Raw genomic sequence first — 24,941 nt, 5'->3', positions numbered from 1 at the left:
AAGGAGAGATGCCGTGATCAAAGCCATTGCCGACCTGCTGAAGGTACTCAATTCGGAAACCGAGCCGGGTCAGATCTCCCTGGCCCTGTGCCTGTCCATGATTGCCGGCTTCACACCGGCGTTCTCCTTCCACAATCTCCTGGTACTCCTTCTGGTGCTGGTGCTGCGGGTCAACCTTTCCGCCTTCGGGTTGGGATGGGCCTTCTTCTCAGCTGCGGCCTACCTTCTTGACCCGCTGTTCCACCGGATCGGTCTGGCAGTCCTCACCGCACCGGCCCTCACGGGAGCCTGGACCGGTTTGTACAACACCACCTGGTTTCGCCTGGACCGGTTGAACAACACCATCGTCATGGGCAGCCTGCTCTTCGCATTGGCATGCTTCATCCCCGGGTTGATTCTTTTCAACCTGCTCATTCGACGTTACCGCGAGCATATCCTGGCCTGGGTGAGAAAAACGCGCCTCATGCAGGCATTCAAGGCCACCCGGCTCTTCGAGGTGTATCAATCCGTGTCGGGCTGGAGAGGGGGTGCCGCATGAAACGCTGGATTCGATGGAAGGGCCTTGTCGCCTTCGCTGCAACGGTGGCGGCTATCCTTCTGGTATGGGTGCTCGTGGTGGACACCCTGGTGCGGCGAACCGTCGAATCGGTCGGCACCCGGGCAGTCGGTGCCCGGGTGAATCTGGCCACGGCCGACCTCTCTCTTTTTCCAGCCGGCCTGACTCTTGGCGGCCTGGCCGTCACCAACCCGGATTCACCGATGCAAAACGCCGTCGAAATCGATCATATGAAAATGGACCTGGACACCAGTTACCTGATCAAGCGCAAGGTGATCGTCAACAACATGGTGGTCGAGGGGCTCCGGTTCAATACGCCCCGCAAAACATCAGGTGAAGTACCCGAACTTGCCGACATGCGCGAAACGCGCAAGCAATCCGATCTGGCAGGTGCTTCCAAGGCAGTCGCAGAGAAAGTGTGCGGCACATTCAGCATGCCGTCTCTGTCGCAACCGGACGTCAAGGCCATTTTGGCCAACGAGCATCTGGCGTCCATCGAGCTTGCCACCGGCCTGGAGAAAACCCTCAAGGCCGAACAGGCGCGCTGGGAAAAGGAACTGGGTCGTCTGCCGGACGAAAAAGCACTCAATGCGTATCGGGAGCGGGTGGACAAGCTTAAGGGCAGCGGCGGCTCGTTCGGCGCCATTTTGGCGGCTAGCGAAGATGCCAAGCAGCTCCAGGCCGATATCCGGAAAGACCTGGCCCTGTTGAAACAGGCCCGAACCGCCTTCACGACGGACTTCAAGGCGTATCAACAACAGGTGAACGATCTGTCCAAAGCGCCGCTCAAGGACATCGACCGGCTCATGGACAAGTACAGTCTCTCGCCCAAAGGGCTGGCCAACCTGAGCCAGCTGATTTTCGGCGAACGGTTGTGTGGCTGGGTTCAGACGGCATCGGACTGGTATCGCAAAATCGCGCCCTATATCGGCCAGGTGTCCGGGGGTGCAGGGAGTGCAGGGGGTGCACCGGAGCTGCACAAGCCGCTGCGGGGCAAAGGCAAAAACATCCGTTTTGCCGAAACGCCCCCCATGCCTGATTTCCTTATCCGCAACCTGAAAGTCAACGCGGCGGTGGACGTGGGGAATCTCACCGGCAAGGCTGAAAACATCACCCTCGATCAGCACATCCTGGGCAGGCCGATGACCTTCGCCTTCCTGGGCAAAGAGATGAAGCAATTTAACGCGTTGAGCCTGATCGGCAGCGCCGACCATGTAACGCCCGGGGATCCCAAGAACAGCGCCCGGCTGACCGTAAAAGGCCTTGCCGTGGCGAACCTTTCCCTGCTCCGGGAAGCGTCCTTTCCCCTGACCCTGAAACAGGCCACCAGCGATCTGAACCTGAACCTGGAATCGGCGCGAAAGGGCCTGGACGTTGTCCTTGAAGCGGATTTCCGTTCGGTCCGGTTTCTTGCCGACTCCGGCAAGCCGCAGACCGCCATCGCCAGGACGATCGGTTCGGCTGTTGCCGGGGTCGACCGGTTTTCCCTGAAGGCCGACATCGCCGGTACGCCGGCGGCTTATACGGTGGATGTCTCCTCGGACCTGGACAAGGTGCTGGGGTCCGCGGTTGGCGGCTTGGTGAGAGCTGAATCCGCCAAGTTGCGGTCCGCCCTGAGCGATCAGATCACCAATCGGCTGCAAGGTCCCATGGCTGAGACCCAGGGCAGTCTGGCCGGCCTGGGCGCTATCGGGGCCGAGCTTTCCAAACGGCTGGACCTGGGCGACGACTTGCTCAAAGGGTTGAAGCTACCGTTTTAAACAAACCTTCCGGGTCGATCCACTTTCTGGCGTGGTATGAAAACCCGCTTGCTTATAGCTGGGGTGTCCGCTCAAACGCGTGCCAAATCCTTCAACCGGGTGAGCACCTCCCAGGAAAACCGTTCGCTGCGGCAGGGAAAGATGGCGTTGTTGGTGAAGATGGGATCGGCCTCCAGATCGTAGCGCGAGGCGGCCACGGCCTGCGGCCACATGGGTGTACCGGGAATCGGGGTGTAGTGGGCGATGACAGGGGTGACGCCGGCCTGTTTCACCAGGGCAATGGACGCCTCCACGCCCGTAAAATCCTGACCGGGAAGCCCGGCCAGCAGGTAGGCGCCCACCTGGCGGGCATTGAACCCGGCTGCCTTGAGATGCCCTACCGTGCGAACGAACTGTGCTCCAGTCACTTTGCGATCCATGCTCTGCCGCCCTTCGAATGCCGTGGTTTCCAAACCCAGTCGAACGGTGTGGAATCCGGCGCGGAACATCAGCCTTGCAAGGGGGCGGGTAATCTCCCGAATATGAAGGGCATTGGGGGTGTGAAAGCGCACGTCAACGCCCGCTGCGACGATCCCCTCCAGCAGGGGCATGATGTGCCGCTGGGCATCGACCAGCAGGGCGTCATCATAAAAGGCGAAATCGTCGACCCCGTGGTTTTCATGCCAGTGGACGATTTCATCTACGACAGATACAGGGCTGCGGCGCATCCTGCTGGGCTGAAGCCGGTGGGAGGCGCAATAGGCGCATTGGAACGGGCAGCCGCGCGAGGTCAGCACCGGCGCATGCGCCAGGCGGTGTTCGAGGTCCAGGACCGGGCGCGGCAACGCATCCAGGTCCTGCGGGTCGAACCGCGGGGCGGGGGACCACCCGGTCAGTTCGGCCACCAGCGGAAGGATGGCGCTTTCTCCCGGGCCGCTGACCACCCGGTCCGCACCGCAGGTAAGTCTCGCGTGATCTTCACACAGGCTGGCATAAACACCGCCCAGCACCACCGGCACATCCGCAAAAACCGATTTGACGACGCCTATCGTTTCACGAACGCCCGGGTACCAGTAGGTCATCAGGGAGGTGACCATCACCAGATCCGGCGGATCCAGCAACTCCAGGTCATTTCGGAACCAATCGACGGGAATGCCGTAGCGGCAGTAATTGCGCGGGATGTCATCGAGTCCCTTGGGTTTGGCGATAACCGTCTTCAGGTACGGACCGCGCCCGCATCGCGCAGGCGGCAACGGCCCTGCGGCCGCCAGGGGGTGAAACCGGTCCAGGCAATCCAGGTAGGAAATCCGGGCCCCGCAGTCGCGCAACATTCCCCCCAGGGTCAGCAGTCCCAATGGTTTGGCCCAGAAATCGTAGGCGGCGAAATCGTGAATCCAGGGATTGACCAGCAGGATGTGGGGTGCGTGGGAGGGTTTCATTTAGCCACTACGTGAAAACGCGGAGCCGGAGTTCAAGATGCCGTTTCTGAATAGTTACGCTATTTGGCATCCGGGAAATACGTCATCGAAATCTTTTTCAGCTCCTGGCGGCTGAACAGCAGCTGGTAGGTTTGCACCCCTGATTTTTCGGACATTTTCCGCGCCGTGTTCCGGCAGTCCGCCTCGCTCTTGCCGTGGATCATGGTGTACAGATTGTAAGGCCAGCCGTCGGCCGGATCGCGGCGATAGCAGTGGGAAACGGCCCGAAACGAGGCCATGATTTTACCCACGGCCTCGATACGATCCTCCTCCACCTGCCAGGCAGTCATGGCATTGGCCTGGAACCCGGACTTCTGATGACGCAAGGTGGCCCCGAAACGGCGGATCACGCCCCGGTCGGTGAGATCTTCAAGCGTCTGGATGAGGGTCTCCTCGGAGACACCGATCTCCTCGGCCAGCACCTGGTAGGGGCGCGATACGATGGGGATGTCCCCCTGAATGGATGCGATGACTTTTTTCTCAAGGTCGGTAAGCATGGGCGGTTTTATGATTGGTTATCAGCGGGTTGTCAAGGACTTAGTGGGCCGGTCAGACGGCATCGCTCGCGCCGGCAATCGTGGCAGCGGCTAGTGCTCGGGAAACAAACCATGGACCTCCGCTTGGCTGGCGCCGCAAATGCCTCTTTCGGTAATAAAGCCGGTGACCAGCCGCGCCGGGGTGACGTCAAAGGCGAAGTCCGCTGCCGGGCTGAAATCGGGGGGCACCAGCACCCGGGTGATCCGGCCGTCGGCCAGTCCCTGGATGTAACGGACCTCGTCGGGGTTGCGCTCTTCGATGGGGATCTCTTTGACCCCGTCGCGCATGGTCCAGTCGAACGTGGAAGACGGCAGGGCCACGTAAAAAGGGATGTTGTTGTCCCGGGCCGCCAGCGCCTTGAGGTAGGTGCCGATCTTGTTGGCCACGTCACCGGTGTGGGTAGAGCGGTCGGTGCCCACGATCACCATGTCCACGCGGCCGTGCTGCATCAGATGACCGCCGGCGTTGTCCGTAATCACCGTGTGGGGCACCCCGTGTTTGCCCAGTTCCCAGGCGGTCAGCCGGGCGCCCTGGTTCAGCGGACGGGTTTCATCCACCCATACGTGCAGATCCACCCCGCGGTTGAATGCCTCGTAAATCGGGGCGGTGGCTGTGCCGTATTCGATGCATGCCAGCCAGCCGGCATTGCAATGGGTCAGCAGGTTGACCGTCGATCCGTTTTTGCTGCGGCTGAGGGCCTCGATGAGCCCGGCACCATGGACACCGATACGGCGGCAGTTCTCCGCCTCCTCCTCGGCAATCACGGCCGCCTCGGCGCGGGCGGCGTCGATGCGATCGGCCGGTGACCCGGCGGCAAGCACCTTTGCAAGCACCCGATCGACTCCCCAGGCCAGGTTTACGGCCGTGGGCCGGGCAGCCTTGATCCGTGCGCATTGCTCACCGATGAATTCCACATGGTCGGACGCCGACGTTCCGTTTATGGCCGCAATCATCACCCCGTAGGCGCCGGTCACGCCGATCAGCGGTGCACCCCGGACGAACATCTCACGGATAGCGTGGATCAACCGGTCCACCGTAGTCAGATCGGCCACGACAAACCGGTGCGGCAGCTGGCGCTGGTCGATCACCTTCACGGTGATCCGGTCTTCGTCCAGCCATATGGGCCGGATCTGTTTTCCGTCGACGATCATATCGCTGTCCTCTGAGTCCGCTTTTTTAACAATCGTAAACCTGGCCGCGATGGTCAAGGCACGTGTTTAGCACAAATCGCCGCCATTGGAAAGACAAGGGGCCGGTAAACGTGCCGAAAGAGCTGCCGATGCCGAAGGCCACCGGATTGCCCGGCCGAGAATATATCTTGACATCAAGATATATTCCCTTATCTTGGTCATATGGAAACCGGTTCGGAGTAAAACCACTACTGAGCAGCGGTTCCATGACAACCGCCGTCACTCGGCTGGAAAAAGCCGGTCACATACAGCAAAAGACCATGGGCGGCTGATTGTTCTAATCTTTTATATTGATATCAAGGCAAATGAGGAGGTGTCGGGATGAAACCATCCGATGACAATCTATCCATCAGCGGCATTCACCATATCACCGCCGTGGCCGCCTCGGCCGCAGACAATTACCGTTTCTACACCCGCGTGCTGGGGTTGAGGCTAGTAAAAAAGACCGTCAACTTCGACGATCCGTACACCTATCATCTCTATTACGGGGACGAAACGGGACGCCCCGGTACCCTTCTCACCTTCTTCCCATGGACGGGCCTTCCCCAGGGGAAACCCGGGACCGGCATGGTCTCTGCCATCGCCTTTTCCGTACCCCGCTTCTCAGTCGATTATTGGACGCAGCGCCTGGAAGCATTCGGCGTCGCCCTGGCGACAGAAAGTCGTTTCGGAGAACCGGTGGTCCGGTTTACCGATCCCCACGGCCTCGCCCTCGAACTCGTCGGGACACCTCCTAGTGACGACCCGCGTGAGCGAGCAGCCGTTTCCCATACGGCCATCCTCGGGTTTCATTCAGCGACACTGCAGCTGGAGCGGATCGATAACACGCAAAAAATCATCGCTGACGGCATGGGCATGACACCCGTCCAGCAGGAGGGCCGCCGCTACCGGTTCGCCATGCAGGACGAGGGTTCACCCGGCCACCTGCTGGATGTGATCGTCGATCCGTCTGCCGGCAGGGGTCGGCCCGGCGGCGGCACGGTCCATCACATTGCCTTTCGTACCCGTAACAGCCGGGAACAGCAGGCCTGGCAGCAGCGGCTGCGGCATTTCGGCCTCTCCGTCACCGGGGTACGCGACCGCACCTACTTTAAGTCGATCTATTTCAATGAACCGGGCGGCATTCTCTTCGAAATCGCCACTGATCCGCCTGGATTTACCGTGGACGAAGATCCCGGCGATCTGGGCACGGGTCTGATGCTGCCGGATCGATACGAACCCCTGCGCGGGCAAATCGAGGGGCAGTTGCCGCCTTTGGAGCCACCCGATTTCCGGCATGTCTACGTGCCCCCCGAACCCGGTGCGGCCGACGGAAAAACCATCGTAGCTCTTCACGGCACCGGCGGCAACGAACACGACCTGATTTCCGTGGTTCGACAAATCAGCCCGGCGGCGATCATCAGCCCCCGGGGCAAGGTGCTCGAAAACGGGATGCCCCGCTTTTTCAAGCGACTGGCGGAGGGCGTATTCGATGAGAACGACGTGCGCCGCAACGCCCACGATCTCGGCGATTTCCTGACCGCTGCCGCGCGTCGTTACGCACTCCAGGGAAACCATCTTATCGCCCTGGGGTATTCCAACGGAGCCAACATGGCCGCCGCCATCATGTTGCTGCGAGCGGAGATCTTCTCCGGTGCCATCCTCTTTCGCCCGATGATGCCGCTGGACATGACGCAGTTGCCGGATTTGAGGTGTCGATCGATCCTGATCACCAGGGGCCGATTCGACCGGGTGATCCCATCGGCCGAGACGCAGCGGCTGGTCCGGACGTTGAAAAAGGCAGGCGCCTCGGTGAAGGTGGTCGACATGAATGCCGGCCATGAACTGACGGCGGCAGACATCGAAGCGGCGCGAGCATGGCTGGCCGACGATCTTAGGAGGGCGTGCCCGGCGGCCCCCGTGCGCGAAAAAGATGCGGCTTGACAACGGTTTGGCCGCCTGTCCCGAATCCGTTTTAAAGCAAGGGTGATAAAAAAACGACGAACACGGCACCGCTGCATTGCCTATTCACAGGAACAATGCCGCCGGCGGCCGCCCAACGATACATAGGAGAATGAATATGGCAACGACCCACACTGAAAGCATTTCACCGCAAACGGTTAAGCGCTGGGTTGATGAAGAGAAGCCCTTGATCCTGGTCCACACCCTTACCCATGACCATTTCAAGGCGATCCATCTGCCCGGCGCAAGCCCAGCCTGCGTATTTGAAGTGACGTTCCTGGATCAGATCGCGGCCGTCACCACCGACAAACATGCCCGCCTCGTCCTTTATGGGTCCAGTGGGGAAAGCATGGATGCGGCAGTCGCCGCGGAAAAGCTGGCGCGGGAAGGATTCGATAACCTGTTCATTCTCGACGGCGGCATCAGGGGGTGGCTGGCGGCGGGATATCCGGCCGAAGGGGAATCCGTCGGCACCCCTCCCCGGCCTGACCGGATGTTGGCATTACAGGACGGCACCTACCGGGTGGATACCAGTCGGAGCGTGATTGAATGGGCCGGTCACAATCCCCATACCAAACATGACGGCACGGTGCGCATCAAAATGGGAGAGATCGGGGTGAAAGACGGCAAGCCCGTCGGCACCTTCGAGATCGACATGAATGCCATCGAAAACAAAAGCCTGGCGGGCGACGAATTGCAGCCTGTGTTGATCGCCCACCTCAAGTCGGACGACTTCTTTTTTACCCGGCTGTTCCCCACGGCGACCTTCACGATCAAATCGGGCACGCCCATCAACGAGGCGTATGTCAGTGCTCCCAACATCGATGTGCAAGGTGATCTGACCCTGAGAGGGGTCAAGGCGGGGCTGTCATTCCCCGCCACGGCCTACCAGGGCCCGGACGGCACGATCACCGCCAAGGCCCGGTTCGATCTGGATCGGACGCGCTGGCGCATCATCTATGGATCCACCCGTTTTTTCGAACATCTGGGCATGCACCTGGTGTTCGATATCATCCATGTCGAGGTGAAGATCGTGGCGCAGAAAATCGCCTGACGTGCGGCAGCACCGATTACCCCTTCTTCATGGCCGCCGCGGCAACCGTCGTGTCCAGCATCCGGTTGGCAAATCCCCACTCGTTGTCGCACCAGGTTAGCAGCCTGGCCAGACGACCACCGCTCACGCGTGTCTGGGTGCCGTCGACAATGCTCGAATGGGGATCGTGATTGAAATCGACCGACGCCAGGGGGATGTCGCAATAGTCCATAACTCCGTGAAACCGGCCCTGCGCGGCTTGCCTTATCGCATGGTTGATCTCAACCATCGACGCCTCCCTTTTCAGGTACACGTTCACATCCATGGCCGTCACGTTCTGGGTGGGCACCCGCACGGCCGTCGTCTGGAAGCAGCCTTCAAATCGAGGCAGAATCCGCTCTATCCCCCTGGCCAGCTGGGTGTCGACCGGAACGATGGACGGCCCCGCCGCCCGGCACAGGCGCAGGTCGCGATCGCAGGTGTCGATCACGGGTTGGTCATTCATCGCCGAATGAATGGTGGTAATGTTGCCGCAGACAATACCGAAGGCCTGGTCCAGGGCCGCGATAACCGGGATGATACAGTTGGATGTACAGGATGCATTGGAGATGATCTTTTCCTTGCCGGTCAATTCAAGGTGATTGACGCCGTACACGACGGTGGCATCCACCAGGGAATCGGCGGGGTTGGAAATCAGGACCTTTTCGGCGCCAGCATCGATGTGAATCTGGGCGTCGGCCCGGCTTATTATCCGGCCGGTGCACTCCAACACCACTTCCACGGCCAATTCGGCCCAAAGCAGGCGCGACGGTTCCGTCTGCCGCAGCAACGGTATCGCGTCGGCCGCCACGTGCAGTCGGTTTTCTACCAGTTCGACCGGAACCTGAAACCGGCCGTGAGTGGAATCGAAACGGGTCAGATGTGCAATTGCTTCGGGTCCGGCCAGGTCATTGATGGCAACGATCTCTATGGGCCAGCGACGGTACTCGTACAGCGCCCGCAGGATACTCCGGCCGATGCGGCCATAACCATTGATTGCACAGCGAACAGGTGGAGCGGGTATGGACATGGAAAGGGGTTCCCGTAAAGTTGAAATTTGAATTGGACCGAATGTATCTACAGGCCGCACCGTTTCGACGTTCAGCCGCAGTGCCGGTCTTGTATAGGACAAAAGCGCGATCGACGCATATGCCCTGTTGCGCGGATCGTGATACCGCTTCGTTTGCATGCATGGGAGAACCGATGGCAGGCGCGCTGAATATCGGTGGCAAGGTCACTAACGACACAAGGTAAGCCGACCGCAGGGAAGGCCGCACCGTATCAGTCGGGTGAGTCCAGAATGGAACGAATCTTATTGGAAAGCTCCTGGAGGGTAAAAGGCTTCTGGATAAAGCCGCTGCAGCCTTTTTTCAGCACCGCTTCCGCCTGTCCGTCCAGCGCATAACCACTGGACAACAGGACCCGCAGCGTCGGGTCGATGGTGCGGATCCGGTCGAAGGTCTTGCCGCCGTCCAATCCGGGCATGATCAGGTCGAGAATCACCAGATCCACCTTCGCCCTCATGCCGGATAGAATGCTGATGGCGTCTTCGCCGTTGCCGGCCGGAATCACTCGATAACCCAGCTTTTCCAGCATGGATCTGCCCACGTCGAGAATCAACGCCTCGTCATCCACGACAAGAATGGTCTCCGATCCCTTTTGCAGCGTCTGCACAATGGGTGCACCGCGACTCACTTTTTTGGTGGAAGCCCGCAAGTAGAAAGTGAATGTCGCCCCGCAGCCTTTCCGGCTGTCGGCGGTAATGATGCCGCCGTGATTCTTGATAATCCCGAACGCCGAGGCCAACCCCAGGCCGGTCCCCCGGCTTTTCTCCTTGGTGGTAAAAAACGGGTCGAAAATCCGGTTCCGCACGGTCTCGTCCATACCTACGCCGGTGTCGGTAATCGAGACACTCACGTAAGCCCCCGGTGCAACCTGGTGGGACATGCAGAAGGCCTCATCCAGGACAATGCGTCGGGTTTCGATATGCAACTCACCGCCATCGGGCATGGCCTGCCAGGCATTGACAAAAATGTTCAGCAGGACCTGTTCAATCTGTCGTTGATCGGCTTCGACAGAAGGCAGCTTCTCTTCGAGGACGGTGTGGATGCGGATCTCTTTTTTCGTGCGGCCGAACATCTCGGCGCTGGACAGAACCAGTTCGTTCAGATTCAAGGGCCTGACTTCGTATTTTCCTCCCCGCGCGAACCCCAGCAGTTGCTTGGTTAAATCACCGGCGCTTTTCACGTGCTGCTCGATTCCGCGGACATGTTCATATAAGGGGTGGCCGGGTTCCAGGTCCACGGCCATCAGCGAGGCCCGGCCCTGAATACCCATGAGCAAATTATTGAAGTCATGGGCGATTCCTCCGGCAAGCGTACCCAGCGATTCCATTCTCTGGGCCTGCTCGTATTGGGCCTGAAGCGATTTGCGTTCACTGATGTCGGTCAGGTTGACGGTCATTCCCTGCGCCCCACCATCCGACCCTCTGATCACCGCCGCACTGACGATGACATCCAGCGTACGGCCGTCTTTGGTATAGCGTCGGGTCTCAAATCGGGTGGTGGTCCCGGACGCATATATTTTCTCGATTTCTGCGGCGGTCTTGTCCACTTGGTCTTCGGGTACGAAGGGGATGCGTTTGCCCTTCAATTCGTCAAGCGACCAGCCGAACACATCCGTAAAGGCCGGGTTCACGTACTGCGGGATCCCGCCGCTATCGTACATCACCATGGGGTCCGGGCTGGCCAGGAGAATGGTCCGAAGTTTCTCCTCACGCTCGCGCAGGTCCGCTTCCGCCTGATTCCGGGCAGTGATGTCCGTATGGGTGCCCACCAGGCCGATCACATGGCCGTGTTTATCCTTGATGGCAAAGGCGCGCAACAGAATATCCAGGATGCGGCCCGACTTACCGACCATCTTTACTTCGCCGGTCCACTTGCCCCCGGCCATGATCGTATCGAAAACCTGCCTGCCGATCTTTTCGTCCACATACAAGCTTGCCGGCGGATCCTGGCCGATCTCGCCGAAAAGCCGGTCGAAGGCCTCATTCTGGTACCAGTGCCGGCCTTCCGGGGTGGACATGCCGATGGCGTCGGAGGAGTGCTCCACGGCCGTTCTGAACTGGTCCTCGCGTGCCTCAATTCGCCTGTATCCTTCGATCACTTTTTCCAGCTCTGCGAGGCGCTGTACCAATTGTTCATATGTGGGTTCGGCGGACATGGTCACCTGCAATAAAGAGTGCTCGGCACTAGCGAGAGACGACGAACAGTATCGATCGCAGTGTCGCCGTCTTCAATCCGATGGGGATAGGTCAATCGTAGCCGCAAAACAGGAAAAATGCAAATATCGCTTACGGTTGAAGCCTCATGCACCTGCCATGAGCCCGAATCGACGATCTTATGGTGGACAACGCAGGGATGAAGCGCGCCTGTGGCCTTGCCCGGAGAGTTGAAATTTTGGCAGGTAAAAAAAATGGCGGGGAGGCCCCCCGCCATTTCGGATGCGTTCGATGTCGGCCGTGCGATCAGCCGTGAACCTCTTCCTTCACACCCACGGCCATCTTGTAGAGAACGGTCAGCACAAGGGCACCGATGGCATAGACACCTAATGTGATCCCGATCTCCGGCATGGTGGGAACGTATTCGTTGACTTCGTGCATGGGGTTCGGCACGAAACCGCCGGAGATCATTCCCAACCCCTTGTCGATCCAGGTGCCCATGATGATCACGATGCAGGCAATGGCCAGGGAGGTTTCGTTCTTGCGGGTGGCCGGGGTAACGGTCAGCACGATACCTGCAGCCATGAGGATCATGGAGGCCCACATCCAGGGAACCAGGGCGCCGTGGCCGTGCAACCCCACGAACAGGTACTTGATGTGGGTCATGTGGCCGGGAATCTGGCTGTAAAAGGCCACGAAGACTTCACACAGGAAGAAAAAGACGTTGATGCAGATGGCGTAGGCCACGGTCTTGGCCAGGGCCTGAATCTGCTGCTTACCCGGGTCGAAATTGGTGAAGCGCCGGATGAACAGGCACAGCAGGATCAGAAGGGCCGGGCCGGCGGCGAAGGCCGACGCCAGGAACCGCGGCGCCAGAACGGCCGTGAGCCAGAAGTGACGTCCCGGCAGGCCGCAGTACAGGTAGGCGGTCACCGTGTGAATGCTCACCGCCCAGGGGATGGAGATGTAGATCAGCGGTTTGAGCCAGTTCTGGTAATGCACGCCGTTGCGCTCGGCCTCGAGCACATTCCACCCGATCACCAGGTTCAGGAACAGGTAGCCGTTGAGCACGATGGCATCGTAGAACAGCACGCTGTTGGGGGTCGGGTACAACAGGACGTTGAGCGCCCGCATGGGCTGCCCCAGGTCGACCAGGATGAAAAGCAGGCACATGACGATGGAAGCGATAGCCAGGAATTCACCCAGGATGGTGATCTTGCCATAGGCCTTGTAGTCATGCAGATAGTAGGGCAGCACCACCATCACCCCACCGGCGGCCACGCCGACCAGGTAGGTGAAATTGGCGATGTAAAAGCCCCAGGAGACATCCCGGCTCATGCCGGTGATACCCAGGCCGAACTTGAGCTGCATCAAATAGAGCCCGAAGCCGGCACCGATCACACCCAGCAGGACGACCATCCATCCCCAGTACCATTTATTTCCTTTTACGGCTAATTCAAGCATGCTCACCTCACACGATGTAGTAGACGGACGGCTCTGTTCCCAGGGTCTGTTTCCGCCTGATGGTGTAGTTTTCCTTCAACAGTTCCCGGACATCCGAATGCTCGTCGTAAAGATCGCCGAAGGCGATGGCGCCGTTGGAGGCTTCCACGCAGGCGGGCATCTGTCCGACCGCCAAGCGTTCCGCGCAGAAGTTGCATTTCTCGACCACGCCCTTCATGCGCCGGGGGAATTTCTTGTTGATCTCTTTGATGAACGGCTGCGGATCCCTGAAGTTGAAACTGCGGGCGCCGAAGGGGCAGGCCGCCATGCAGAACCGGCAGCCGATGCAGCGGTGAAAGTCCATCAGGACGATGCCGTCGCTCTCGCGCTTGAAGGTCGCTTGGGTGGGACAGGCCCGCACGCAGGGCGGATTTTCGCAGTGGTTGCAAAGCAGCAGAAACGGCCTGTGCTCCACCTCTTCATTGAGGAAATTGTTGGTTTTATCGGTAAACGCGTTGTGGTAGTGCGCCTCCCAGATCCATTTGATCTCATGGTTCTTGTTCACGATGGTCGTGGGGACGTTGTGAACCTTGTGGCAGGCCTCGATAATCGGCTCCAGATCGGCGGAAGAATGCAACTTGCGCGTGTCGATGACCATGGCCCATTGTTTGGCCGCCAGGGCATCTTCTCCCTTGGCCACATGATAGCCGGGCCCCTCGCCTCCGCCGGCAGCGAAGGCATCGAGCACGGGTGTTGCCCCAAGACCCAGCGCGGAAACGCCAGCTATCTGAAGAAAGCGTCTTCTGCTGTTATTCATACCTTATTCTCCTTTTGGATTATCGATGTGGCAATCCCAGCAATAGGGCCTTACGGACGCGTAGTTGTGGCAGCGGTCACAGAACTCCACCTTGTTGGAATGGCAGTCCAGACAGGTGTTGGATAGGCTCATGTCAAAGAGCTTGCCTTCGGCGTTGACGAACGCACGCTCACCGTTTCTGACCACGTTGTGACGCCATACGTCCAGCAGCTGCATATGCTCCGCTTTCATGTACGCGGTAGGCATGACGCAGACCTTGGCGGCTTTGGCTTTGGCGGTCAGCTCCAGTTCCGGTGCGGGGGCGGCCTTTCCCATATTGAACCAGAACGGAAAGGTAATGGCGGCGATAAAAACAGCCAGTCCCGCGAGAATCTTATTTTTGTCCTTCATCGGCTACTCCTCCATTCCCGGCAGCGGTTCGCCGCGCAGATCGGTTTCTCGTTCCTTTTCACCGGGCATAATCAGGGCATTGGCCACCAGTTCGTGAAGCCCCGTCACCTCGACCTCCGGCACCCAGTATCCCATGGATGCGGGCAACGCCGCGCGGTCAATGGCGCAGACGCAGGCGAGCATGTTCACCCCGAAGGTTTCGTGGACATGCTTGACCGCGTTGGCCCGCGGGAACCCGCCGGCCATTCTCAGTTCCATGTTCTCCCCGGCATTGAGACCGGCACCGCTGCCGCAGCAGAAGGTTTGCTCGCGGATGGTGTTGGCCGGCATCTCGTAAAAGTGGTTGGCCACATTCTGGATCACATAGCGGGGTTCGTCAAACATGCCCATACCCCGTGAGGGGTTGCAGGAATCGTGGAAGGTGATGATCTTGTTGTCGTTGCGGCTCGGATCCAGTTCCAGCTTGCCGTGCTTGATCAGGTCGGCGGTGAACTCGGCGATATGAACCATCTTGGTTGACTTGGCATTTTCAAACCGGGTGCCGGTGATGGGGTTCACCGGTTCTTCCAGAAAATCCGCCGGGCCGTTCATGGTATCCATGTACTGGGAGATGACCCGCCACATGTGCCCGCACTCGCCGCCCAGGATCCATTTGACCCCCAGGCGCTTGGCCTCGGCGTACATCTTGGAGTTGAGCCGCTTCATGGTTTCGTGGGAGGTGAAAAAGCCGAAATTGCCTCCCTCCGAGGCGTAGGTGCTCCAGGTGATCTTCAGGCCGTATTTCTCTCTCAGGTAGTGAAACAGGAGCATGTACCCCATGCAGGTGTAGGTGCCCGGATCGGCGAACACGTCGCCCGACGGGGTGATGAAGAGGATGTCGGCGCCCTTTTCCATGTAGGCGGGTTTAACCTGCACGCCGGTGATCTCCTCGATGTCTTCGACGAAGAAGTCGAGCATGTCCTTGAAGGCGTGAGGCTGGATGCCCAGATGGTTGCCGGTGCGATAGCAGTTGGCCACCGGCGTGGCGACCCAGTCGATGTTCAGGCCCAGCAGGTTCAGTATCTCCCGGCCCATGATGGTGATTTCGGCCGTATCGATGCCGTAGGGGCAGTAAACCGAGCAGCGCCGGCACTCCGTGCACTGGAACAGGTAGTACCACCACTCTTTGAGCACATCCAGGGTCATGGGCCGGGCACCGCCCAGGCGGCCTAGAATTTTGCCGGCCTTGGTGAAATCGTTGCGGTAAACGCTGCGCAGCAACTCCGCACGCAGCACCGGCATGTTCTTGGGGTCGCCGGTGCCGATGAAAAAGTGGCACTTGTCGGCGCATGCGCCGCAGCGCACACAGATGTCCATGAACACCTTGAAGGAGCGAAATTTGTCCAGGCGCTCCCGGAAGCCCTCGTAGACGATCTGCTGCCAGTTGTCCGGCAGTTTCCAGTCGTCTTCCAGCGGGTTCCAGGGTCGTGCATTGGGCAGCCCCAGGGTTTCGACGCTCTTGGGGTTGGAGGCGTAGCAATACATCCCCTTGCGGATATCTACCGGCGTGTCCATCCAGCCGGCGCCGGAGGGACGATGATCTATCTGTGACAATAGTTCATCGGGTTTGATCAACTCATCTGCCATTATCTGCTCCTTTTTGCTTAAGCCTGTTCTTCTGGCATTTTAACGACCGGCAGGCCGGCTTCGATCATTTTCTCTCTGAAATCGTCTTCGTACTCTTCATACGTGTGAACCTTGACCGGGTGGTTCCAGGGGTTCACATGCCGGACCTGCCGGGTGTTGCCGGTCATGTTCCGGGTGGGACTCAAAAATACGCCTCCCAGGTGCATCAGCTTGCTGAACGGGAAGTATGCCAGAAGGACGCTCACCAGGAACATGTGGGCATAGAACAAGGCGCTGACGCCTTCGGGAATGCTGGGCCGGAAGGTCACCAGCCCCATGGTCAGTGCTTTAATGGCAACGATGTCCACTTTGGCCACATAGCGCATGAAAATGCCCGAAAGGGCGATCCCCATGATCAGGAACAGGGGGAAGTAATCGGCAGCCAGGGAGATGTAACGGACGTTGGGGATGACCACCCGCCGTACGAAGAGATACAGGGCCGCCGCAAAGAGAACCAGACCTGACATGTACACCCCGGGCAGACCGGCCTGAATGGCGTCGTAGAGCACTTCGATGCGCATGAAGCCGTCCACCTGCTCTAAAAGCGTGACGAAAAAGGGAACCGGTTCAGTGAAAAACCGCAGGTGCCGGACAACCACCGTGAAGAAGGCATAGTGGAAAGCCAGGGCGCCGATCCACAGGAAGAGTTCCAGCTGGTAGGTCAGCCGGGTGCCGCCGTTCAACTTCATGCGCGTGTTGCGAAACAGCGACCGAAAGCAGACGATTTCCAGGACCATCCGCACGATGACGCCGAACGTGGACGAGGGGTTGTCGATTTTGGCCTGTTTGATCCAGGGCATGGATGGCTGCTGGCCACAGGTGGTGGTGATCCGAAAGGGAACCGCCGACCGTGCCCAGCCCATCACGCGGCGGGCAAAGCCGACAACGAACAGGATCACCGCCAGATAGGGAACGATGATGCCGAAAACCAGCTGCAGGCCTGCCCCCTGCTGCGTGCCCGCATAGGCGATCAGAAACAGCACGATTACCGCTATGAGGCTAACCATGTAATTTTTATTCATCGAACCGCACCTCACTCCTTGGCGCCTGGCAGATTTGAATGTTCCACGACCGCCTTCCCGCTGACGGGTCGATGCCGGGATGGCATCGAGAGCCTCCCGCAAAAGGGAATCGCAGTCAATTCAGAGCCGCTGCCGGATGCCTGAATCGAAAGATTATAAGGGAAGTTTTAGAAACCGGGCCCGTCTGCCTCGGTTTCATCGATCAATCCAGCTCGCTTCAACGAACCGAAAAACTGCTTTCGGGATTCCGTTGCCTTGAGTTCGTATATTTTTTCCCGGCAGGCCACGTAAATATCGAAGGCCGCCATGGCCATCTCGTCGATCTGCCGGTCCAGGTCATTCATATCCACACCCGCGTCACGGCCGTCTCCCGGCAAATGCTGCCGAAGGATCCGCTTCAGGGAAAAGACAAAGCTGGTGGCCTTGGAGGGGGTAAAGGTCTGAACGGCCCGTATTCTCAGGATGGGATCGAGGGCCTTGGCCATCACCTCGCGCCCAGCATCGGTGGCCAGGGCATCCACCAGCGTATCGAGACTCCGGTAGGTGGTCTGCCCTACCGGATTGGCGAAGGGATCATTCTGGTTTTTGATAAACCGCGCCGTTTCGGCCGGGTAGGAGTCGACAGTGGTTTGAAACCAGCTGTTGAGGATTTCCTGTTTTTTGGCCGCCAGTGATTGTGCAGAACTCATCTACGGTGTCACCCCGGTGGTTCCCCCGCAAAAGCATCGGGAACTGCCATGCCAGCTTGAGTTTTAAGTTCGGATTTCTACGGTGGAAACGCTGCGCAACAGCCGGAAAACGGCTGATTTCAAAGTCGGATCTATAGTCAACTTACCCTTTTCTGTCAAGGACAAATAAGGCGTAGCGCCGCTGGGTCACGGACGGTCAACCGTACATTTTTTTCCACGGGGAACGCCGGTTCTCCCGGGCGTTTGACAGCGTCAGGTACAACGTTCCCACCACCAGTTCGGCACAGTGGAAATGATCCGCAGGCAGGCTCTCGAGCAGTCCGCTCACCTGCTCAGGGGTGACTTCCCAGGCGCTGTCCATCGTTTTACCGTCTACCAGTTCGATCACGGCATTGCAGCAGGCGTTGGTATTCAGGCAGCCGTTGATGTCATAGGACACACTGCGGATTCTGTCCCCGTCGAGGTTGATGAAAAATTCCACCGTATCACCGCAGTCACCGGCCTTCTTGCCATATCCGTCCGGTTTGTCCAGCCGTTCACGCCGATCGGTGCGAAAGGCCATCTCCAGGAAGGCAAGGGAGTGATCCTGCCAGAAGTCCGATGTTTCCTTTTCCGCATCCATGATATGATGTCTCCTTTAACAAAGCCTTTCGGGTTTCGCTCGATAGATGGTGGCGGATCATAAAAGCCGTCGCCGGCTTTGTCAATACGGGTGATGAAGGACCGCTTAACCATATGCGATATTTACCTATTTATGTTAGGTATCTGAGAGATATCCGGCCGGTCAGCGGCGCCGGGCTCCGGTTCAACGCCACTGCCATGCGAAGAGACGACGGCGAGGCGGTTTTCCGGTTCGCCGATCCCGTCGGCACTGCCCTGCTCCTGGAAGAGGAAAGAGCGATAGCCGCCGTCAATGACAGGCCATCGACCTGACGGATGTCGACCTTCCTGCCCGCTTTGCGGGTTCGATCATCCCCGCCGGGAAAGAATCCCTTGCCCGCAATCGGCTTCGGTGGTATCCGTCAAGATCCTGCGGCATGCAGGGCGATGTCCATCGGCCATCCGACAATCGCCTCAGGCAAAGCGCACCGGGTCGCGTGAAACAGCCATTCGATACGATACAGGACAACCATCCATGAACGAAAAAAGTATCCCCTGCAGCCCCGATCGCCCCTTGAAGATCCTCGTCTTCCAGCAGGGCGGCCGCGGCGAAAGCAAGGTCAAAGGAATCCGGCTACACGGCCAGAACCAATTCGACATCACCCTGGTCACCATCGACCAGACCCTGCCGCCCGTGGTGGACGACGCCTCCGAATTCCTGCCGGATACCATCTCGGCTGACTTGGTGCTGGATTTTCTCAAACACCCCGACCTGTCCCACGACCTGGCCCTGATCTGCAAGCGGATGGGCATTCCCATTGTGGCCTCGGGAAAAAAAACGACGGTGGACGGCACCCATACGCCGCCGGTCTGTTGCGCCCTGGCCCGACACCGTGAGCTCGGGGCTTACAGCCGGTGCTTCGGCGCACCGGAGTTCGATGTCACCGTCAAGGATGGAAAAATCAGCGAGGTCATCGTACGCCGCGGGGCCCCCTGCGGTGCCACCTGGGAGGCCGCCCGTCGCATGAAGGGCGCCAGCGTTGAAGAAGCACCCGTGCGCATGGGGCTGGACACCCAGTTTTTCTGCACGGCCGATCCGTCCAACTGGGACCCGATATGGGGCAAGAGCCCGGTCCATTTGGCTGCCGACCTGCATCGTGCGGCATTGGCGGCCGCACTGAAAAAAGCGCAGAGCGACAATGACCGTTAATCGCCCCGAGGCCATTTAACCCGGCTATTGCTACCTGCGACCAGCCAGGTCACATCGTCTAACTGTTCGTTTGTTTATTTTTTACGACGGGAAAGCCCGGTTGCAGCCGGTGCTACACGGCCAAGCGGAGGGATCAGGACATTCTCCTCCGAAAGGATGGGTTTAGGGGGCTGGCTGATCACCGCAGCGGTGAATGGCGATCAGGCCACTCTGGGTTTGCGTCGGCGATCCATCCCCGATCGGCGATCCTCGCCGGACCGGCGCTCGGGCAGGCAACCGTTGTATGCGTACAGGCGGCGATCGTCCTCAAAACGCCGTCCGCCATTGTCCATGAGAATCATTTTTTTGGTAGCGATTGCATGCGCTGCGTGCATTAGTTTTCCTATCTATTCCTGCCGATGCCGGAAAAATCCGTACCGGCTGGTTTCGTTTCAATTTCCGCCTGGCCATCATGGCTGCATTGCGTATCGATTTTCCTGAAAAAACCCTGCAAGTAGCATACCGGTAAATACCAACGGAGGCTATTTCAACAGATTCAAAATGTTAGGGATTGGATTCGTTCAAGTCCGGCGGGCGGGAGGAAAAACAAGCCACAATTCGTGGGGCAATTTTGCCACAAGAGAAAAATTATTCCCATCGGCTATATAGTGGGGGCGCTGGGATGCTCAGGCTTGTAAAACTCCCTGTCCGACAAACTGTTCCAGCGCCGCCACTGCCGCCGGCATGCCCCGTCGACCAAATCCGATGCGGAAATGGTTGCCCTTGTCCCCGTAAAGATTGCCGGGCAGCAGGAGAACCCCCTTTTTGCGGACCAACTCATGGCAGAAACGTTCCACCTCGCTGCCGGTCAGGCGCACAAAGGCGATGGGTCCCGCTTTGGGCCGCACCCAGGAAAAAATGGACGAATGCCGCTGGAAGAAATCGTCCAGGCGCTTCAGGTTGCCGGCCATGATATCCAGGTTGCGCCGGATCAGCGTGTCACGGTGGCGCAGGGCGATCTCTGCCAGAAACTCACTGGGCCCGCTGTTGCAGATGGTCGTGTAGTCCTTCAGGGCAGCCATTCTCTCGGCGATGGCGGCATGGCGCGTGGCCACCCAGCCGATGCGCAGACCCGGCAGGCCGTATGTTTTGGACATGACCCCCAGGGAGACCGCGCGCCGGCTGAGATCGCAGGCGGCCGGCAGGCGATCGTCGACCGAATACTCCGATTCCCGGTACACCTCGTCCGAAAAGAGCACAATGCCCCGCTGGTCGAGCATCCGGTTCAGCCGGTGGAATTCGTCCCGTGGCATCAGCCAGCCGGTGGGGTTGTGGGGGGTGTTGACGATGACGGCCCGCGTGGAGGGCCGGATGTGGCCCGCCAGGTCATCCAGGTCCAGGGCCCAGTCCCGGTCTTCGCTGGCCTGCCAGAAGGTCACCTCGCAGCCGATGCTGCGTGCCACCTCGTGAAGGGATTGGTAGCAGGGCCAGTGAACGATCAAATGATCCCCGGGGGACAGGGCCGCATGCATGAACAGGAATATGGCCTCTTCGGCGCCGCTGTGCACCAGCACCTGGTCAGGTCCGATCGTATCGTAGAGGCCGGCGATCGCCTGTCTGAGCGCCGGCGCCCCCTGTGACTCGGTGTAGCCCAGCCAAAGGTGCTCAAGGGCTTCTCCGGCACCCGCTTCGAGAGAAAGCAGATCCTGGACGGTCACCGATTCACAGTCCGAACTACACAGCAGATGGCGCACCGCGAACTCGTACCGGGCAAAGTAGCGTTCCAGCTTGAAGGGGGGCAGTTGCATGGACGTCTCCTGGAGGCGGACATGACTATCGGCGGCGTTTGGTCCGAGCCGCCGTTGCGGTTTTGCCGCCGCGCCGTGCGGCCGATTTGACTGCGGGCGCTGGCTGTACACCTGCACGATTCGCTTTGCGGTCTCCGTCCCGACCGGATCGTCGGGTCGCTTTTCCTCCGGCGGCGTTAACGAACAACGGCACCAGGTGTTCCGCCGCCAGTGTCTTCAAGGCATCGCGGATCAGCCCACGGTTGGACGGGTTGCGGTACTGAACCAGGGCCCGCTGCATCTTCCGCTCGCGAAAGGTCTTGGCCACGTGCATGCGCTTGCCGGTAAGCGGGTTTTTTTCCGTGTGGTACATGGCGCCGGAGAGGGTCAGGGGCAAGGGGATGAAATCCTGGACCTGTTCGGGGTGGATCCCCCGTTGGATCAGATAAAGTGCCATTTCCAGGGCATCCTTCAGCGTTGAACCGGGGTGGGCGCTGATGAAGTAGTTGACCAGGTACCGCCGCGAGGGCAGGCGCGGGTTGATCCGGTTGAATTGATTGACGAAGGTGTCATAGGTATCGATGCGCGGTTTGCCCATGGCATCCAGCACCGGGTTGGACACGTGCTCGGGAGCCACCTTCATCTGCCCGCTGACATGAAACCGGCACAACTCCTCCAGACAGGCATCGGCCCCGCTGCCGCCGAACAGGTCGTGGCGGAACCCGCTGCCGATAAAGGCATGCTTGACCCCCGGGATCTCGCGGATACGCCGGTACAGGGGCAGGCTCCGGTCGTAACCGGGATCGAGGCTGGGGCATGTCCGGGGAGCCATACAGCGTTTGTTGCCGCAGAAGCCTTTTTCGGCCCAGCGCGGGCAATCGGCCCCGTACAGGTTGGCCGTGGGGCCGCCCATATCCGTGATGGTGCCGCGAAAGGCCGGGTCCCGGGCCAGCCGCCGCGCTTCTCCGACAATGGAATCGGCGCTGCGGCTCTGGACCATGCGCCCCTGATGGAAATAGAGCGAGCAGAAGTTACACTCGCCGCTGCAGCCGCGATGGGTGACCAGGGAGTGCCGTACCGTTTCCACCCCCTGGACACCGCCCGCGGCAGCGTAGATCGGGTGCCAGTCCCGCCGGTAGTCCAGTTCGTAGATGGCGTCAAGCTCAACCGGGGAAAGGGGCATGGGCGGCGGGTAGACCACCGCAAACCGGTCGCCATGGGCCTGGACCACCGGCCGGGCGGTGACCGGATTCTGCTCCCCGTAAAAAAGCGTAAAGGCCCGATTGAACGCCTCAGGGTCGTCGGCAACCGCCTCGCAGGCGGGGATGGTGACGGCTTCGCTCAAGAACGCCGGGTCCTTGCGGATGACCGCCGTGCCGGGAATGTGATCGAGCCGGTCTGCCGCCTCACCCCGGGCAAGGCGGCGGGCGATCTCCACGGTCTGGCTTTCCCCCATGCCGTAGACCAGTATGTGTGCCCGTGCGTCGAACAGAATGGATCGGCGCACACGGTTGTCCCAATAATCGTAGTGGGCCAGCCGGCGCATGCTGGCCTCGATCCCGCCGATCACCACGGGCACGTCCTTGAAGGCCTGGCGAACACGGTTGGCGTAAACGATCAGCGCCCGGTCAGGCCGCAGGCCGGTCCTGCCGCCCGGGGCGTAATCGTCCTTTTGCCGGGGTCGCTTGTTGGCCGTGTAGTTGGCCACCATGGAATCCACGTTGCCCGACGTGATGCCGAAAAAAAGGGTGGGCCGCCCCAGGCGCTCGAAGTCCGCAGTCGACCGCCAGTCGGGCTGGGCGATGACGCCCACGCGGTACCCACGGGATTCGAGCACGCGGCCGATCAGCGCCACCCCGTAGGCCGGGTGGTCCACGTAGGCATCTCCGGTGATCAGGATGACATCGAGGTCGTCCCATCCGCGTTTGCGCATGTCCGATCGCGATATGGGTAGGAAGTCAGGCATGGCCGTTCATTTTCCCCGGGTTACAGCTTCTTCGCAAAAAACAAGGCCCCGCCGGCTTCCACCGTATAGCTCGCCCTGGCGAAACCCGCCGCCGCGTAGACCTTCAGCGCGCGGCGGTTGTTCTCCAGCACTTCCAGGGTCACCTTGCAGCAGCCCATCTCCCGAGCCTTGCGCGCCACGGCGTCCAGAAGCCGCCGGCCGACGCCGCTGCCCCGATGGGCGGGCAGGACGGCCAGGTCGTGCACATTGATCAGCGGGCGGGCCGCAAAGGTCGAAAAACCGATGAAGCACACGGCAATGCCGACGGCCTCGCGGCCAATCATCGCCAGAAGGATCAAGGTCGTCGGGTGCTTCTTCAGCCCGGGAACCAACGCTTCTTTGACGTGGCCCGGCAAGGGTCCGCCGTTTCCCATGGGATCCATGGCGTAGGCATCGATCAGGTCGACCACCGCTTTCTGGTGATCCTTGCGGTCCAGGTCCGCTTCTACAATTTCAACCGTTTCCATCAACGCGTCGCCTTCTTTATTCTGGGAGACCAGGTTGCACGCTTTCGCCATCAGCGGATTGCCATAACGCGATTCGCACGCCGTGTCAAAATAAGCACGGGTTTCAATGAAACCACCCTCCCCGCCTTTTTTCCCTTCGTTCGTGGCGCAGGCCCCCGAATCGAACGCACCCGGGTTTTGATGTTATCCCTTGAGACCCTGAATCCGATGGTGTAACAGGAGAAAGGTTCAGCCATTTTTTACAAACAGCCATGGGGAGGTGGTGGTGGCAATCTATTATATCGACGGCAAGTTCGTCCCGGCGGAAAAGGCGGTCATCCCGGTGGACGATCTGGCCATCCTGCGCGGAATCGGCGTATTCGACCTTCTCAGGACCTACGACGGCAGGCCCTATTTCCTGGATGCCCATATCGACCGGCTGGAGACGTCCGCCCAGAAAATCGGCCTCACCCTGCCCTGGTCCCACGCGGACATCGTCAGGGTGGTGGAACAGACCCTGGCTAAAAATGATATCCCGGAAGCCAACATCCGCATCGTGGTCACCGGTGGTTCCAGCACGGATTTCATGACCCCGTCGGGCAACCCGCGCCTGCTGGTGCTGGTGTCACCGGTACCCCGGCTGCCCGACCACTGGTACACCAAGGGGGTCAAGATCATCTCCTGGGAAGTGGAGCGCCCGATTCCCGGTGCCAAGAGCATCGATTATATCTCGGCCAGCCTGGCCCTGAAAAAGGCCGCCGCCGAAGGTGCCATCGAAGCCCTGTACATCGACCGCAACGGCCTGGCGCTGGAGTGCACCACCTCCAACATCTTCGCCTTTGTCGGTGACCGGCTGGTGACGCCCGGAAGGGGCATCCTCTCCGGGGTAACCCGCAAGGTGGTGCTGGAACTGGCCCAGGGGCTTTTCGCGATCGACCTGCGCGACATTTCACGCACCGAACTGCTGGCCGCCGACGAGGTATTCATCACCGGGACCAGCAAGGGGCTCGTGCCGGTGGTCCAGGTGGATGACGGCGTCATTGCCGACGGGCGCCCGGGCCAGCGCACACGGCAGCTCATGGCGGAGATGAAGCGTCACACGGAGAAACGATAGCATCCGGGCCGGATGGCCCGGATGCCGACATTCCGAATTGG

General features: G+C 59.8%; 23 protein-coding genes. 7 read left to right on the top strand and 16 right to left on the bottom strand.

Annotated features, from left to right (window positions below; translation table 11 throughout):
- Positions 1–13: 13 nt before the first annotated feature.
- Complete coding sequence (locus tag ACZCED_RS08860) at positions 14–538, top strand: TIGR03546 family protein (RefSeq protein ID WP_464860646.1); 525 nt, start codon at positions 14–16, stop codon at positions 536–538.
- Positions 535–2,316: a TIGR03545 family protein gene (locus ACZCED_RS08855; protein ID WP_464860645.1), complete on the top strand. Its 1,782-nt coding sequence runs from the start codon at positions 535–537 to the stop codon at positions 2,314–2,316. Before ACZCED_RS08860 ends, ACZCED_RS08855 begins: the two co-directional genes overlap by 4 nt.
- Before the next feature lie 71 nt (positions 2,317–2,387).
- On the opposite strand, the gene ACZCED_RS08850 is transcribed toward ACZCED_RS08855, so the two are convergent.
- From ACZCED_RS08850 to mtnA, 3 genes are all read right to left on the bottom strand, one after another.
- Complete coding sequence (locus tag ACZCED_RS08850) at positions 2,388–3,734, bottom strand: B12-binding domain-containing radical SAM protein (RefSeq protein ID WP_462969366.1); 1,347 nt, start codon at positions 3,732–3,734, stop codon at positions 2,388–2,390.
- Between the two features lie 59 nt (positions 3,735–3,793).
- Positions 3,794–4,270, bottom strand: a complete 477-nt coding sequence (ahbB, locus tag ACZCED_RS08845; protein ID WP_462969367.1) for a siroheme decarboxylase subunit beta — start codon at positions 4,268–4,270, stop codon at positions 3,794–3,796.
- A gap of 90 nt (positions 4,271–4,360) precedes the next feature.
- Positions 4,361–5,461, bottom strand: a complete 1,101-nt coding sequence (gene mtnA, locus ACZCED_RS08840) for an S-methyl-5-thioribose-1-phosphate isomerase (RefSeq protein ID WP_462969368.1) — start codon at positions 5,459–5,461, stop codon at positions 4,361–4,363.
- A gap of 360 nt (positions 5,462–5,821) precedes the next feature.
- On the opposite strand from mtnA, the gene ACZCED_RS08835 reads away from it, so the two are divergent.
- Both ACZCED_RS08835 and ACZCED_RS08830 read left to right on the top strand, forming a co-directional pair.
- Positions 5,822–7,423: a VOC family protein gene (locus ACZCED_RS08835; RefSeq protein WP_464860644.1), complete on the top strand. Its 1,602-nt coding sequence runs from the start codon at positions 5,822–5,824 to the stop codon at positions 7,421–7,423.
- Positions 7,424–7,559: 136 nt separating this feature from the next.
- Positions 7,560–8,495: a YceI family protein gene (locus tag ACZCED_RS08830; RefSeq protein ID WP_464860643.1), complete on the top strand. Its 936-nt coding sequence runs from the start codon at positions 7,560–7,562 to the stop codon at positions 8,493–8,495.
- A 16-nt stretch (positions 8,496–8,511) separates the two neighbouring features.
- On the opposite strand, the gene ACZCED_RS08825 is transcribed toward ACZCED_RS08830, so the two are convergent.
- The 9 genes from ACZCED_RS08825 to ACZCED_RS08785 all read right to left on the bottom strand — a co-directional run bounded on the left by ACZCED_RS08825 (position 8,512) and on the right by ACZCED_RS08785 (position 18,381).
- Complete coding sequence (locus ACZCED_RS08825) at positions 8,512–9,543, bottom strand: glyceraldehyde 3-phosphate dehydrogenase NAD-binding domain-containing protein (RefSeq protein WP_462969371.1); 1,032 nt, start codon at positions 9,541–9,543, stop codon at positions 8,512–8,514.
- 251 nt (positions 9,544–9,794) lie between these two features.
- Positions 9,795–11,735: a hybrid sensor histidine kinase/response regulator gene (locus ACZCED_RS08820; RefSeq protein WP_462969372.1), complete on the bottom strand. Its 1,941-nt coding sequence runs from the start codon at positions 11,733–11,735 to the stop codon at positions 9,795–9,797.
- Between the two features lie 304 nt (positions 11,736–12,039).
- Positions 12,040–13,197 (bottom strand): sulfate reduction electron transfer complex DsrMKJOP subunit DsrP, encoded by a 1,158-nt coding sequence (gene dsrP / locus ACZCED_RS08815; protein WP_462969373.1) that lies wholly within the window; start codon positions 13,195–13,197, stop codon positions 12,040–12,042.
- Between the two features lie 7 nt (positions 13,198–13,204).
- Positions 13,205–13,993, bottom strand: coding sequence for a sulfate reduction electron transfer complex DsrMKJOP subunit DsrO (gene dsrO / locus ACZCED_RS08810; RefSeq protein ID WP_462969374.1), 789 nt, complete (start codon positions 13,991–13,993; stop codon positions 13,205–13,207).
- 3 nt (positions 13,994–13,996) lie between these two features.
- Positions 13,997–14,383: a sulfate reduction electron transfer complex DsrMKJOP subunit DsrJ gene (gene dsrJ, locus ACZCED_RS08805; protein WP_462969375.1), complete on the bottom strand. Its 387-nt coding sequence runs from the start codon at positions 14,381–14,383 to the stop codon at positions 13,997–13,999.
- A gap of 3 nt (positions 14,384–14,386) precedes the next feature.
- Positions 14,387–16,009 (bottom strand): sulfate reduction electron transfer complex DsrMKJOP subunit DsrK, encoded by a 1,623-nt coding sequence (gene dsrK / locus ACZCED_RS08800; RefSeq protein ID WP_462969376.1) that lies wholly within the window; start codon positions 16,007–16,009, stop codon positions 14,387–14,389.
- Between the two features lie 17 nt (positions 16,010–16,026).
- Positions 16,027–17,070, bottom strand: coding sequence for a sulfate reduction electron transfer complex DsrMKJOP subunit DsrM (gene dsrM / locus ACZCED_RS08795; protein ID WP_462969377.1), 1,044 nt, complete (start codon positions 17,068–17,070; stop codon positions 16,027–16,029).
- A 167-nt stretch (positions 17,071–17,237) separates the two neighbouring features.
- Entirely contained in the window at positions 17,238–17,759 is a 522-nt protein-coding gene (locus ACZCED_RS08790) for an RsbRD N-terminal domain-containing protein (RefSeq protein WP_462969378.1), read from the bottom strand.
- A gap of 196 nt (positions 17,760–17,955) precedes the next feature.
- Positions 17,956–18,381 carry an iron-sulfur cluster assembly scaffold protein gene (locus ACZCED_RS08785; protein WP_462969379.1) on the bottom strand — a complete coding sequence of 142 codons (426 nt, stop codon included), beginning with the start codon at positions 18,379–18,381 and terminating at the stop codon, positions 17,956–17,958.
- Between the two features lie 113 nt (positions 18,382–18,494).
- On the opposite strand from ACZCED_RS08785, the gene ACZCED_RS08780 reads away from it, so the two are divergent.
- Positions 18,495–18,692 carry a hypothetical protein gene (locus tag ACZCED_RS08780; RefSeq protein ID WP_462969380.1) on the top strand — a complete coding sequence of 66 codons (198 nt, stop codon included), beginning with the start codon at positions 18,495–18,497 and terminating at the stop codon, positions 18,690–18,692.
- Positions 18,693–18,894: 202 nt separating this feature from the next.
- Positions 18,895–19,569: a DUF166 family (seleno)protein DfsP gene (gene dfsP / locus ACZCED_RS08775; RefSeq protein ID WP_464860642.1), complete on the top strand. Its 675-nt coding sequence runs from the start codon at positions 18,895–18,897 to the stop codon at positions 19,567–19,569.
- A gap of 200 nt (positions 19,570–19,769) precedes the next feature.
- Here dfsP and ACZCED_RS08770 read toward each other — a convergent pair whose 3' ends face one another.
- From ACZCED_RS08770 to ACZCED_RS08755, 4 genes are all read right to left on the bottom strand, one after another.
- Positions 19,770–19,943 (bottom strand): hypothetical protein, encoded by a 174-nt coding sequence (locus ACZCED_RS08770; protein WP_464860641.1) that lies wholly within the window; start codon positions 19,941–19,943, stop codon positions 19,770–19,772.
- A 291-nt stretch (positions 19,944–20,234) separates the two neighbouring features.
- On the bottom strand, positions 20,235–21,356 hold the full coding sequence (locus tag ACZCED_RS08765; protein ID WP_464860640.1) for an aminotransferase class I/II-fold pyridoxal phosphate-dependent enzyme: 1,122 nt from the start codon (positions 21,354–21,356) through the stop codon (positions 20,235–20,237).
- Positions 21,357–21,381: 25 nt separating this feature from the next.
- Positions 21,382–23,301: a YgiQ family radical SAM protein gene (locus ACZCED_RS08760; RefSeq protein WP_464860639.1), complete on the bottom strand. Its 1,920-nt coding sequence runs from the start codon at positions 23,299–23,301 to the stop codon at positions 21,382–21,384.
- Positions 23,302–23,321: 20 nt separating this feature from the next.
- The gene (locus ACZCED_RS08755) at positions 23,322–23,858 is read right to left on the bottom strand and encodes a GNAT family N-acetyltransferase (protein ID WP_464860638.1); all 537 of its coding nucleotides are present in this window, start codon (positions 23,856–23,858) and stop codon (positions 23,322–23,324) included.
- Between the two features lie 214 nt (positions 23,859–24,072).
- On the opposite strand from ACZCED_RS08755, the gene ACZCED_RS08750 reads away from it, so the two are divergent.
- Positions 24,073–24,900 carry an aminotransferase class IV gene (locus ACZCED_RS08750; RefSeq protein WP_464860637.1) on the top strand — a complete coding sequence of 276 codons (828 nt, stop codon included), beginning with the start codon at positions 24,073–24,075 and terminating at the stop codon, positions 24,898–24,900.
- Positions 24,901–24,941: the final 41 nt, after the last annotated feature.

The organism is Desulfosarcina sp. (assembly GCF_055467485.1).
The sequence above is the reverse complement of the archived record's forward strand: the minus strand, read 5'-3'. Positions and strand labels throughout refer to the sequence as shown.